At 60.7% G+C, this 12,337-nt stretch carries 10 protein-coding genes; 4 read left to right on the top strand and 6 right to left on the bottom strand.

What is annotated here, in order from left to right; all coding sequences use genetic code 11:
- Window positions 1–11 precede the first annotated feature (11 nt).
- Window positions 12–524 carry a dihydrofolate reductase gene (locus tag N005_RS18165; protein WP_047702479.1) on the top strand — a complete coding sequence of 171 codons (513 nt, stop codon included), beginning with the start codon at window positions 12–14 and terminating at the stop codon, window positions 522–524.
- Between the two features lie 99 nt (window positions 525–623).
- Here the strand turns inward: N005_RS18165 and N005_RS18160 are convergent, their stop codons facing one another.
- Window positions 624–2,015, bottom strand: coding sequence for an L-cystine transporter (locus N005_RS18160; protein ID WP_047702478.1), 1,392 nt, complete (start codon window positions 2,013–2,015; stop codon window positions 624–626).
- Window positions 2,016–2,257: 242 nt separating this feature from the next.
- On the opposite strand from N005_RS18160, the gene N005_RS18155 reads away from it, so the two are divergent.
- Window positions 2,258–3,313 carry an HAD family hydrolase gene (locus tag N005_RS18155; RefSeq protein ID WP_047702477.1) on the top strand — a complete coding sequence of 352 codons (1,056 nt, stop codon included), beginning with the start codon at window positions 2,258–2,260 and terminating at the stop codon, window positions 3,311–3,313.
- Between the two features lie 105 nt (window positions 3,314–3,418).
- Here the strand turns inward: N005_RS18155 and ilvD are convergent, their stop codons facing one another.
- The 5 genes from ilvD to N005_RS18130 form a co-directional block, all read right to left on the bottom strand.
- Window positions 3,419–5,254: a dihydroxy-acid dehydratase gene (gene ilvD / locus N005_RS18150; protein ID WP_047702476.1), complete on the bottom strand. Its 1,836-nt coding sequence runs from the start codon at window positions 5,252–5,254 to the stop codon at window positions 3,419–3,421.
- A 259-nt stretch (window positions 5,255–5,513) separates the two neighbouring features.
- A complete protein-coding gene (locus tag N005_RS18145) occupies window positions 5,514–6,716 on the bottom strand; it encodes an MFS transporter (protein ID WP_047702475.1) in 1,203 nt (400 codons plus the stop codon).
- Complete coding sequence (locus N005_RS18140) at window positions 6,709–7,662, bottom strand: diiron oxygenase (RefSeq protein WP_047702474.1); 954 nt, start codon at window positions 7,660–7,662, stop codon at window positions 6,709–6,711. Before N005_RS18140 ends, N005_RS18145 begins: the two co-directional genes overlap by 8 nt.
- Window positions 7,659–8,741, bottom strand: coding sequence for a SagB family peptide dehydrogenase (locus N005_RS18135; protein ID WP_047702473.1), 1,083 nt, complete (start codon window positions 8,739–8,741; stop codon window positions 7,659–7,661). Before N005_RS18135 ends, N005_RS18140 begins: the two co-directional genes overlap by 4 nt.
- A gap of 416 nt (window positions 8,742–9,157) precedes the next feature.
- The gene (locus N005_RS18130; RefSeq protein ID WP_047702472.1) at window positions 9,158–10,354 is read right to left on the bottom strand and encodes a class I SAM-dependent rRNA methyltransferase; all 1,197 of its coding nucleotides are present in this window, start codon (window positions 10,352–10,354) and stop codon (window positions 9,158–9,160) included.
- 281 nt (window positions 10,355–10,635) lie between these two features.
- Between N005_RS18130 and N005_RS18125 the strand changes: the two genes are divergently transcribed.
- Together N005_RS18125 and mutM are read left to right on the top strand one after the other, a co-directional pair.
- Window positions 10,636–11,451: an HDOD domain-containing protein gene (locus tag N005_RS18125; protein ID WP_162843626.1), complete on the top strand. Its 816-nt coding sequence runs from the start codon at window positions 10,636–10,638 to the stop codon at window positions 11,449–11,451.
- Window positions 11,452–11,480: 29 nt separating this feature from the next.
- On the top strand, window positions 11,481–12,293 hold the full coding sequence (mutM, locus tag N005_RS18120; protein WP_047702470.1) for a bifunctional DNA-formamidopyrimidine glycosylase/DNA-(apurinic or apyrimidinic site) lyase: 813 nt from the start codon (window positions 11,481–11,483) through the stop codon (window positions 12,291–12,293).
- Window positions 12,294–12,337: the final 44 nt, after the last annotated feature.

The following is a 12,337-nucleotide window of genomic DNA, read 5'->3' as shown; positions in this document are numbered from 1 at the left end:
TCCTCGGCGCCATGAAAAAAACTCTCCCCTTAAGCCTGATCGCAGCCCTCGGTGAAAACCGTGTGATCGGCGTCGATAACAGCATGCCCTGGCACTTGCCGGGGGATTTCAAGTATTTCAAGGCCACCACCCTGGGCAAGCCGATCATCATGGGTCGCAAGACCTGGGACTCACTCGGTAGGCCGCTGCCGGGGCGTTTGAACATCGTGGTCAGTCGTCAGCCGGGGCTGGTGCTCGAAGGCGCTGAAGTCTTTTCCTCGCTGGAGGCCGCGGTGGAGCGGGCCGAGGCGTGGGCGCTGGAGCAGGGGGTCGATGAGCTGATGCTGATCGGCGGTGCCCAGCTGTATGCCCAGGCCCTGGAGCAGGCGGATCGGCTGTACCTGACCCGCGTGGCACTGAGCCCGGAAGGCGATGCATGGTTTCCGGAGTTTGATTCGAGCCGGTGGGAACTGGTTTCGAACCAGCCGAACCCGGCGGAAGGGGATAAGCCGGCGTACAGCTTTGAGATTTGGGAGAAGCGCTAGAAGCATCGCGAGCAGGCTCGCTCCCACAATGGATCTGTGTTGGTCGGCTATTCCTGTGGGAGCGAGCCTGCTCGCGATGCAATCTTCCAGGCGCCGGTGTCAGGCGTGCACCAACTCCCCTTGCTCCTCCGCGCCCAGCAAGGCCTTGTCGGTTTGCTGCATCACCTGGCTGGTAATCGCCCCGGCGGTGATCGAGCCGCTGACGTTCAATGCCGTCCGCCCCATGTCGATCAGCGGCTCGACGGAAATCAGCAACGCCACCAGTGAAACCGGCAAACCCATGGCCGGCAGCACGATCAACGCGGCGAACGTCGCACCACCACCGACGCCGGCCACTCCGGCCGAGCTCAAGGTCACGATGGCAACCAGGGTGGCGATCCACACCGGATCCAACGGGTTGATGCCCACCGTTGGCGCAACCATCACAGCGAGCATGGCGGGGTAAAGGCCGGCGCAACCGTTCTGGCCGATGGTGGCGCCGAACGAGGCACTGAAACTGGCAATGGAACGCGGAATGCCAAGGCGCCGGGTCTGGGCTTCGATGCTCAGGGGGATGGTCGCGGCGCTGGAGCGGCTGGTGAAGGCAAAGGTCAGCACCGGCCAGATCTTGCGGAAGAAGCGCAGTGGGTTGATCCCGGCGGCGGACACCAGCAGGCCGTGGACCACGAACATCAGGCCCAGTCCCAGGTACGAAACCACCACGAAACTGCCCAGCTTGATGATGTCCTGCAGGTTGGAGCCGGCCACCACCTTGGTCATCAACGCCAATACACCATACGGGGTCAGCTTCATCACCAGGCGTACCAGGCGCGTGATCCAGCTTTGCAGGGTGTCGATGGCATCGATCACTTTCTGACCTCTCTCGACGTCATCCTTGAGCAGTTGCAGCGCCGCGACACCCAGAAAGGCCGCGAAGATCACAACGCTGATGATCGAGGTCGGCTTGGCCCGGGCCAGGTCGGCGAAGGGATTCTGCGGAATGAACGAGAGCAGCAATTGCGGAATGTTCAGGTCGGCGACCTTGCCAGCGTAATCGCTCTGGATCACTTGCAGCCGCGCCAGCTCCTGGGTGCCGGCCACAAGCCCTTCGGCAGTGAGGCCGAACAGGTTGGTCAAGCCGATACCGATCAGCGCCGCAATGGCCGTGGTGAACAGCAGTGTGCCGATGGTCAGGAAGCTGATCCTGCCCAGGGACGAGGCGTTATGCAGCCGGGCCACGGCGCTGAGAATCGAGGCGAAGACCAGCGGGATCACGATCATTTGCAGCAACTGCACATAGCCGTTGCCCACCAGGTCGAACCAGCCGATGGAGGCTTTGAGCACCGGACTGCCGGCGCCATGGACCGTGTGCAGGGCAATCCCGAATGCCACGCCCAGCACCAGCGCCAGCAGGACTTTTTTCGCCAAGCTCCAGTTGCGATGACGGGTTTGCGCCAGGCCGAACAGCAAGGCGAGGAATACCAGCAGATTGAGGATCAGCGGCAGATTCATCAAAAAAAGCTCCGTTACGACTTGCCAGTCGCCTGAAGCCGCGACTGCGAGCAGGAAAGCCTAACAGCCTGAAAAATAATGAATTAATACTAAAAAGGCATGTTGAATGTCGTTTATGGAATAAGGACTTGGCGTTTGCAGGTACGTCGCTGGCGTTTTCGAGATGCAAGCAGTCGCGGACAGGCGAGGACTGTCACGCGCATTTGTTAGCGTCGAATTCTTTGAACCTGGGAGAAATGCCGATGAAGCTCGTACCTCGTTTTCTCGCTGTCGCCCTGAGCCTTGGTCTCGCCGGCCAGGCACTTGCCACCGAACTCAAGCACTGGCCGGCGGAACAGGCCAAGGCACTGGATGCGATGATCGCGGCCAACGCCAACAAAGGTAACTTCGCGGTGTTCGACATGGACAACACCAGTTACCGCTACGACCTGGAAGAGTCGTTGTTGCCGTTCATGGAGAACAAGGGCCTCATCACCCGGGAAACCCTGGATCCCTCCCTGAAGCTGATTCCATTCAAGGACACGGCCGATCACAAGGAAAGCCTGTTCAGTTACTACTACCGCCTCTGCGAAGTGGACGACATGGTCTGCTACCCATGGGTGGCCCAGGTGTTCTCCGGCTTCACGCTCAAGGAACTCAAGGGCTACGTCGACGAGCTGATGGCGTCCGGCAAGCCTGTACCGACCACGTATTACGACGGCGACAAGGTGGTGAACTACAACGTCAACCCACCGAAAGTCTTCACCGGCCAGGCCGAGCTGTACAACAAGCTGATGGAAAACGGCATCGAGGTCTATGTCATGACCGCGGCGTCGGAAGAGTTGGTGCGCATGGTCGCCGCCGATCCGAAGTACGGCTACAACCTCAAGCCGCAGAACGTCATCGGCGTGACCACGCTGCTCAAGGATCGCAAGACCGGCGAGCTGACCACCGCTCGCAAGCAGATCACCGCCGGCAAGTATGACGAGAAGGCCAACCTGGACCTGGAATACACGCCTTACCTGTGGACCCCGGCAACCTGGATGGCCGGCAAGCACGCAGCGATCCTGACCTATATCGATGAGTGGAAAAAACCGGTCCTGGTGGGCGGCGATACGCCGAGCAGTGACGGCTACATGCTGTTCCACGACGTGGACGTGGCCAAGGGCGGTATCCACCTGTGGGTCAACCGCAAGGACAAGTACATGACCCAGATCAACGGCATGATGGCCAAGCATGCTGCCGCCCAGGCCAAGGAAGGGCTGCCGGTTACGGCGGACAAGAATTGGGTGATCGTCAAGCCTGAGGATATTCAGTAAGTCGCGAGCTACAAGCTACAAGCTACAAGCTACAAGCTACAAGCTACAAGCGAGAGCAGGTGTGCCTTTCGCTTGCAGCTTGAAGCTTGCAGCTCATAGCTGCTCCTAACCCAGCATCGCCTTGTTACGCACCGCGCCCTTGTCGGCGCTGGTAGCGAGCAACGCGTAGGCCTTGAGGGCGGTGGTCACTTTACGTGGACGCACTTCCGCCGGCTTCCAACCTTTCTTGTCCTGTTCGACGCGGCGCGCGGCCAGTTCTTCGTCGCTGATCAACAGGTTGATCGAGCGGTTCGGAATGTCGATCAGCACTTTGTCGCCGTCGCGCACCAGGCCGATGGCACCGCCAGAGGCGGCTTCAGGCGAAGCGTGGCCGATGGACAGGCCCGAGGTGCCACCGGAGAAACGGCCGTCGGTCAGCAGGGCGCAGGCTTTGCCCAGGCCCTTGGACTTGAGGTAGGAGGTTGGGTAGAGCATTTCCTGCATGCCCGGGCCACCTTTCGGGCCTTCGTAGCGGATGATCACGATATCGCCGGCCTTCACTTCGTCGGCAAGGATCCCGCGCACGGCGCTGTCCTGGCTTTCGAAGATCTTGGCGTTGCCTTCGAACACGTGGATCGACTCGTCGACGCCGGCGGTTTTCACCACGCAGCCGTCCAGGGCGATGTTGCCGTAGAGCACGGCCAGGCCGCCCTCCTTGGAGTAGGCGTGCTCGACGCTGCGGATGCAACCATTTTCACGGTCGTCGTCCAGGGTTTCCCAGCGCGTCGACTGGCTGAACGCGGTTTGCGTCGGAATGCCCGCCGGGCCGGCCTTGAAGAAGTGGTGCACGGCTTCGTCGGTGGTCTGGGTGATGTCCCATTTGGCGATGGCTTCGGCCATGGTCCTGCTGTGCACGGTCGGCAGGTCGGTGTGCAACAGGCCGCCACGGGCCAGGGAGCCGAGGATGCTGATGATCCCCCCGGCACGGTGCACATCTTCCATGTGGTACTTCTGGATGTTCGGCGCAACCTTGCACAGCTGTGGCACGTTCCGGGACAGGCGGTCGATGTCGCGCAGGTCGAAATCGATCTCGGCTTCCTGGGCGGCGGCCAGCAGGTGCAGGATGGTATTGGTGGAACCGCCCATGGCGATGTCCAGGGTCATGGCGTTTTCGAACGCCTTGAAGTTGGCGATGTTGCGCGGCAACACCGACTCGTCGTTCTCGCCGTAGTAGCGCTTGCACAGTTCGACGATGGTCCGGCCGGCCTGCAGGAACAGCTGTTCGCGATCGCTGTGGGTGGCCAGGGTCGAACCGTTGCCCGGCAGGGCCAGGCCCAGGGCTTCGGTCAGGCAGTTCATCGAGTTGGCGGTGAACATGCCGGAGCACGAACCGCAGGTCGGGCAAGCGCTGCGTTCGTACTCGGCGACCTTCTCGTCGGAGGCGCTGGAGTCGGCAGCGATGACCATGGCATCCACTAGGTCCAGGCCGTGGCTGGCGAGCTTGGTCTTGCCGGCTTCCATCGGGCCGCCGGACACGAAGATCACCGGGATGTTGAGGCGCAGGGCCGCCATGAGCATGCCGGGGGTGATCTTGTCGCAGTTGGAAATGCACACGATGGCGTCGGCGCAATGGGCGTTGACCATGTATTCGACGGAGTCGGCGATGATCTCCCGGCTCGGCAGCGAATAAAGCATGCCGTCGTGACCCATGGCGATGCCGTCGTCCACGGCAATGGTGTTGAATTCCTTGGCCACACCGCCGGCGCGTTCGATCTCGCGGGCAACCAGTTGGCCCAGGTCCTTGAGGTGTACGTGACCGGGTACGAACTGGGTGAAGGAGTTGGCAACGGCGATGATCGGCTTCTTGAAGTCGTCATCCTTCATCCCCGTGGCGCGCCACAATGCGCGGGCGCCGGCCATGTTGCGGCCGTGGGTGGATGTTTTCGAGCGGTAATCAGGCATGGAGCACTCCGGGCGGCTAATCAGATATCAAGGGGAAAGTGAGCTTCTGTATGACGTCTGGAGCACTCGGGGTTGGCCGTGTGTCCGGAAGTGGCCGATGACTGTGCAGGATCGCTGCGCGCCTCAGCATGAGCTCATAAACCCGCCGGGGGATGAATGGCGATGAATGTCGCGATTCTACACCGCTGGCGCCAGGATGAAATGACGCAAAGTGCTGTTCGGATGCCAATGTCGCGCTCGGGATGACGACCGGCGGCGCTCAACCGGTCAAAAGCCCCTGGCGACGGTGTCGGATCAGGCCATTGAGCGCCAATCCCAGGAGACTGAGCAGCACCAGGCACGCCGCCAGCGTGGTTTGCAGATCAAGCGGGGTGAGGCTGATCGCGGCACTGGTCAGCCCGCCGACAATGAAGATCAGCACGCTGCCGGCCGAAGCTGACGTACCGGCTTGCTCAGGGAACAGGTTCATGGCCCGTGTATGGGCCGCCGCCCGGGCGATGGTGGTTCCGGCGGTGCAGACGATCATGGGCAGCAAGACGGTGGAGACCGACAATCCGAAATAGCTGGATAGCCCGAACATCAGGACGCCCGCCAGCAGGATCAGGCTCAGGCCGGTGACGATCTGAGTCTGTGAGTCGATCCGGTTGCTCAGCACCGTCGCCAGTGCGCCGCCGCCGATGTAGGCCAGTCCGTAACCCAGTAGTGCCAGGGAAAAAGCCTCGGGCGAGAGCTGTAGCTGGTCGATGAACACCAGCGGCGAAATGACGATGAACGAAAAGTGGCAGGAAAAGGCCAGCGCCGAGGTTAGCCAGTAGGCCATGAAGCTGAAGTCGCTGCATACCGTGCGATAGGCGCCGATGAAGTCCAGGCGCCTGGGGTTGCTGCCCGCCGTGGCGTTGCTCAATAAAACCCGGGCGCTTGCGAATACACCGATTGCCAGGGCAATGAACACCAGGAAGCTGCCGCGCCACCCCATCCAGTGCTGCAGTCCGGTACCGGCCAGGGGCGAAACGGAAATGAAAATGCCACCGCAGGTGACCAGGAAGATGCGCAGGCGCTGCTGCTCCAGACCGGTGAACAGATCCTGGATCAATGCCTGGGACAGCACGAAACAACCGCACCCCAGCGCCTGGACGACGCGGAAGAACAGGAATGCTCCGTAGTTGTCGGTAAGTACGCAGCCCGTGGCCCCGACGGCTGAAACGGTGATCCCGATCAACAGCAGGTTCTTTCGTCCCATGGTGTCGGAGAGCGGACCGACCAGCAGCTGCGAAAGGGCGATACCTATCGCGAACAGGCTGACCGACAGGGCGATGTCGGACGAGGAACGTCCGAAATGTTCGGACAGTGCCGGGAACGAGGGCAGCACAACGTCGATCGGGAACACGCCGAGTAGGGTCATCGTCAGCAATAGGCCGACGGTGGCAGGTTTGCGGCCCGGAAGGTTTTTGGGTTCATTCATCGATAAACCCCGCCTGGGCGAAAAGCCTCCGGTGGTGTTCGTGGTCGAAGAACCCTGCCTTGCGCATGGCCGCGAAGGTCGATACGGCACCCGAGCGTACTCGTCGGCCATGGGCGCCTGGCTGCAGGAGGTCGCCAGTGATCTGGAGGGCCGACCGCTCGTTGAAACCGACGCTGGCCAGGCTGCGCATCAGCCAGGACATGTCCGGTTCGAAGTAGAGGCCGATGATCCGCAGCAGCATGCTCGCCGCAAGGTTACGTTGTGTGGGATCCAGCGCGCTCCACAGGTACTGGAACACTTCGCTGAAGTAGCGACTGTGGCGTGCTTCGTCCTCGAGATGGCTCCTGAGCATCCGGTATACGGTGCACACTAAAGTGTCGCGGGTAATGGCCAGCAACTCCCTGGCGATGATCGTCTCGGAGACGAACCCCAGCAGGAACCACCCCAGAGGCCGATCCCCGGGAGCGACAGTATCGATCAGGCCCTGCAGGCGCTGGATGCGCCGGGAGGGAGGCCGGTCGCTGATGTCGTAGAGGGCCGCGACCTGTTCGGCCACGTCATTGGAAAAAAGTGCGTGGTAGCCCTCGTCTGTATAGAGCTGCAGGGCCGCGGTTTTCATCGGCTGGGGGATTGGCAAGGCCAGTTCGCCATGGACGATGGTTTCCACGGCGCGATTGACGACCCGGTGTTCGAGCAGCGTGGTGTAGTCGAGAAAATGCACCAGGTGGTTGGCCGCAAGACGCTGGGCAATGGAGCGGCCCGCTTCGTGGATCAACGGATGTTCGATATAGGGGATGAAGGCTGGCGGAAACCAGTCTCGACTGCGGAGCTGTTGCTCCAGGTTCTCCGGCAACCGATAGTCGCCCTTGCCGACGCGCACGGTGGCCTTGTGTTCCCAGTCACCCAATGTGTAGTGAGGCGTCCGGCTGTAGGCTGGCCCGGTCATGAAGGCATCTCCGGTCCTTCGACCAACGCCATCAGCTCCCTGCAGTGCACCTGCCCGTCGCCGTGACCGCAGCCGACAAAAAACAACGGTTGTTCGCAAACGCCCTCAAGGCCGAGCAGGTGTTCGACTTCACGATCGGCCAATGCACCGGTCAACCAGGTGTCGAGGCCCAGCGCCGTTGCAACCATCAGGAAGGTCTGGGACACGTGACCGGTTTCGACGAAAGCCATCCGGTAGGCCCGAGAGTGCGGGTATTTCCACCAGAGCTTGTCGAAGCGCGAGGTGAGGAACAGCCCGAACGGCAGCGGATTGATGAAGTGCTGACCGCACAACAGGTTGCCCAGAGGTTCGGCAGGCAGGGACCGGATCAGGCCCAGGGCATGTGTGTCCGGATGATAGGCGTAGATGCCGGGCGCCAGGCCCGTCACGTTGCGTACATACAGGTAACCCTCACACGCATTCAGGCCACCCCCCGAAGGGCTGCTGCGTCTGCCCCCCAATGCATCGGGGCAGGTGGCCTCCTGGGTGCCCCGGCGTTCGTTCAGGTAACCCAGGGTCAGGTACAGGAGCGTGCCGATCTGTTCGATCGAGATGGCTTGTTCGCTGAATGAGCGGGAAGTGCTTCGACCCACCAGGGCCTGGGACAGCGAAACGTCCGGCATGTCGATCAGCGTACAGGGAGCCAGGACGATCCGGTCGGCATGATACGTTCTTGTCCGGGCGGGAGGTGCTGGTGAAGACAGCACTTCATTGCAATGTTGCAGATATTCGGTCGCCCATTCGTTCACATCCCTGGGAACTTGTGCACAAGGAATATTCTTTGTGCCGATGTGGAATATCTTGGATAACTCATCCCAGTGCCATTCAATGGGGACTCTCGGTTCTTCGATGAGTATGTCCGCTTTCAGGAAGTCGGCATCGATAGCGTGGTTGATGTCGAATTGCAGTGGGTTGGCTATTAGTTGCGCCAGTCGTATCGAATAATGCGGGTCGAGTTCGAACTGGGTATGACGCTCGTAGTTCCATACAACTTGATGCGGCGTGCGCGCAAGAATGAAAAGGCACGGATTTATATGCATGCAGAAGGATTCCGCTGGGGAAAAGCGTTCGGATGGAGCTGAGGTGCCGGCACTCCTCAGCCCATCGTTTACTTCAAGCGTTTACTGGCTTAGCGGCTCTTTGGAACAATCAGGCCTGCCAGGTTTGCGATTTTGTCAGCTTCCAGATTGATTGCTTTCATGATGCAGCTCCTTTGCGTTGAATAAGTGTTGTGTTTTTAAATATTTGTCACTTGTGAAGTGACTGTTCAATCATAGTTTTTAATGAGTGCTTGGCAAGAGGAGATTGAGTAGGAAAGCTCCAGTAATAATGTGGGAGGGGTCTTACAAAAAATTGCAGGCGCCGGCATTAACTTCAATGCAAGGTAACTTTTCGGACGCAAAAAAAATCGCAGCCGAAGCTGCGATTTGGGTGTGGCTGCATACCGCCGCGAGGCTTAGCTGTTGGGCAGCAACCGGCAGGTGATGCTCTTGATGTAGCGGGTCTCGGGGATGGCCGGGTGAACCGGGTGGTCCGGGCCCTGACCACCGCGTTCAAGCAATTGAATGTTGCGGTCCAGGTGACGGGCGCTGGTCAGCAGGATGTTCTGCAGGTCGTCTTCCGGCAAGTGCATCGAGCACGAAGCACTGACCAGGATGCCGTCCTTGGTGAGCAGGCGCATGGCTTGTTCATTGAGGCGGCGATAGGCACCTTCGCCATTCTTGAGGTCTTTCTTGCGCTTGATGAAGGCTGGCGGGTCGGCGACGATCACGTCGAAACGCTCTTCGCTGGCCTTGAGTTCCTTCAGGGCCTCGAATACATCGCCTTCAATGCAGGTCAGTTTTTCGGCAAAGCCATTCAGCGCCGCGTTGCGTTCGACACCGTCGAGGGCGAAGCCCGAGGCGTCGACGCAGAAGACTTCGCTGGCACCGAACGCCGCGGCTTGCACGCCCCAGCCGCCGATGTAGCTGAACAGGTCCAGTACCCGCTTGCCCTTGGCATAGGGCGCCAGGCGTGCGCGGTTCATGCGGTGGTCGTAGAACCAGCCGGTCTTCTGGCCTTCCATGACCGGTGCTTCGAACTTCACCCCGTTCTCTTCCAGAGCAACCCATTCCGGCACCAGGCCGAACACGGTTTCGACGTAGCGCTGCAGGCCTTCGGCATCGCGGGCGGCGGAGTCGTTCTTGAACAGAATGCCGCTGGGCTTGAGCACCTGGGTCAGGGCGGCGATCACGTCATCCTTGTGGGTTTCCATGGTGGCGGAAGCGATCTGCACCACCAGGATGTCGCCGAAGCGGTCGACCACCAGGCCCGGCAACAGGTCGGAGTCGCCATAGACCAGGCGATAGAACGGCTTGTCGAACAGCCGTTCGCGCAAGGACAACGCGACGTTGAGGCGATGCACCAGCAGGGATTTGTCCAGCGGCAGCTTCGCGTCACGGGACAGCAGGCGGGCGCAGATCAGGTTGTTGGGGCTCATCGCGACGATGCCCAGCGGCTTGCCGCCGGCAGCTTCGAGGATCGCCTGGTCACCGGCCTTGAAACCATGCAGCGGGGTGGCGGCCACGTCGATTTCGTTACTGTAGACCCACAGGTGGCCGGCGCGCAGGCGACGGTCGGCGTTGGCTTTGAGGCGCAGGCTGGGCAGGGACATGACGTCGCTCCGAAAAAAAGAGCGGGAGTATACCGTGTTGGGGGGATTGGCGGGCCTGGAGGTCGATATGTGGCAACCGGATCGCCGGTACGAAAAACAGCTCAAGCTCACTGGAGTCGTTGCCGACTCAGGCGTGAGTCTCATGAAAGTTTCGCCGATCTACCCAGGCGGTGTGTCGGATCCGTTTTTCAGGGTTAGAATCCTTGCCTGTCCCAGAGTGTGTGCCCATGTCCAAAGAGCTTTCCACCGAACAGATCCAACAGTCCCTGCAAGGCATCAGCGTGCCGCCCCAGCCGCAGATCATGGTGGATCTGCAGATGGAACAGTACATGCCCGATCCGGACCTGGAGACCATCGCCAAGCTGATCTCCCAGGACCCGGGGCTTTCCGGGGCCTTGCTGAAGATCGTCAACTCGCCATATTACGGCTTGCGCAACAAGATCACCTCGATCCAGCGCGCAGTGAACCTGTTGGGCAGCCGTTCGATCATCAACCTGATCAACGCGCAGTCGATCAAGGGTGAGTTGCACGACGATGCCATCGTCACCCTGAACCGCTTCTGGGATACGGCCCAGGACGTGGCAATGACCTGTCTGACCCTGGCCAAGCGGGTCGGCCTGGAGAATGGCGATGAGGCCTATGCCCTGGGGTTGTTCCACGATTGCGGCGTGCCGCTGATGCTCAAGCAGTTTCCCAACTACATGGCCGTGCTCGAGGAGGCTTACGCCAGCGCGAGCGCCGAATGCCGGGTGGTGGATACGGAGAACCGCGTGTTCAATACCAACCACGCCGTAGTCGGTTACTACACCTCCAAATCCTGGCGTTTGCCGGATCATGTCAGCCAGGCCATCGCCAATCACCACAATGCCCTGGCGGTTTTCAGCGACGATTCTTCACGCAACAACAGCTCGCTGAAGAACCTGCTGGCGATCCTGAAGATGTCCGAGAACATCTGTGCGTCCCACCGGGTGCTGGGCAATCAGGCCGAAGACCATGAATGGGATTGTGTCGGCCCCCTGGTGCTCGATTACATCGGCTTGTCGGAATACGACTTCCAGACCCAGAAACAGGAAATCCGCGACCTCGCCACTCGTTGAGTGCCCAGCTCGCCTGACTCGAGAGCCCCATGCCAGAACTGCCGGAAGTCGAAACCACCCGCCGCGGAATCGCGCCACACCTTGAAGGGCAGCGGGTCAGCCGTGTGATCGTGCGCGACCGCCGCCTGCGCTGGCCGATTCCGGAAGACCTCGACGTGCGGCTTTCGGGCCAGCGCATCGTGCAGGTGGAGCGGCGGGCCAAATACCTGCTGATCAATGCCGAGGCCGGCACCTTGATCAGTCACCTGGGTATGTCCGGCAATCTGCGGCTGGTGGAAGTGGGCATGCCTGCCGCCAGGCACGAGCATGTGGACATCGAGCTGGAGTCCGGCCTGGCGTTGCGCTACACCGACCCGCGACGCTTTGGCGCGATGCTCTGGAGCCTCGACCCGCTCAACCATGAATTGCTGGTCCGCCTCGGACCGGAGCCATTGACCGATCTATTTGACGGTGAGCGTCTGTTCCAGCTCTCCCGTGGGCGCTCCATGGCGGTCAAGCCGTTCATCATGGACAACGCGGTGGTCGTGGGCGTGGGCAATATCTATGCGACCGAAGCACTGTTCGCCGCTGATATCGACCCGCGTCGGGCCGCTGGAGGCATTTCCCGGGCCCGGTATTTGAAACTGGCCGTCGAGATCAAACGCATCCTTACCCATGCCATCGAGCGTGGTGGTACCACGTTGCGGGATTTCATTGGCGGCGATGGCCAGCCAGGGTATTTCCAGCAGGAACTGTTCGTGTACGGCCGGGGCGGGGAGCTGTGCAAGGTCTGTGGCACGGGCTTGCGGGAAATTCGCCTGGGCCAGCGTGCAAGTGTCTGGTGTCCGCGTTGTCAAAGCTGATTCGTCCGACGGTCTATAGTCAGTAGTCATACTGATCAGCCGAA

This window comes from Pseudomonas mediterranea CFBP 5447, from assembly GCF_000774145.1.
GTDB lineage: Bacteria > Pseudomonadota > Gammaproteobacteria > Pseudomonadales > Pseudomonadaceae > Aquipseudomonas > Aquipseudomonas mediterranea.
Note: the sequence above shows the minus strand (reverse complement) of the source record. Positions and strands in the feature narration are given on the sequence as shown.

What these genes read in the sequence shown, in the direction of transcription:
- N005_RS18165 (WP_047702479.1), top strand. Translation starts at nt 12, where the DNA reads ATGAAAAAAACTCTCCCCTTAAGCCTGATCGCAGCCCTCGGTGAAAAC.
- N005_RS18160 (WP_047702478.1), bottom strand. Translation starts at nt 2,015, where the DNA reads ATGAATCTGCCGCTGATCCTCAATCTGCTGGTATTCCTCGCCTTGCTG.
- N005_RS18155 (WP_047702477.1), top strand. Translation starts at nt 2,258, where the DNA reads ATGAAGCTCGTACCTCGTTTTCTCGCTGTCGCCCTGAGCCTTGGTCTC.
- ilvD (WP_047702476.1), bottom strand. Translation starts at nt 5,254, where the DNA reads ATGCCTGATTACCGCTCGAAAACATCCACCCACGGCCGCAACATGGCC.
- N005_RS18145 (WP_047702475.1), bottom strand. Translation starts at nt 6,716, where the DNA reads ATGAATGAACCCAAAAACCTTCCGGGCCGCAAACCTGCCACCGTCGGC.
- N005_RS18140 (WP_047702474.1), bottom strand. Translation starts at nt 7,662, where the DNA reads ATGACCGGGCCAGCCTACAGCCGGACGCCTCACTACACATTGGGTGAC.
- N005_RS18135 (WP_047702473.1), bottom strand. Translation starts at nt 8,741, where the DNA reads ATGCATATAAATCCGTGCCTTTTCATTCTTGCGCGCACGCCGCATCAA.
- N005_RS18130 (WP_047702472.1), bottom strand. Translation starts at nt 10,354, where the DNA reads ATGTCCCTGCCCAGCCTGCGCCTCAAAGCCAACGCCGACCGTCGCCTG.
- mutM (WP_047702470.1), top strand. Translation starts at nt 11,481, where the DNA reads ATGCCAGAACTGCCGGAAGTCGAAACCACCCGCCGCGGAATCGCGCCA.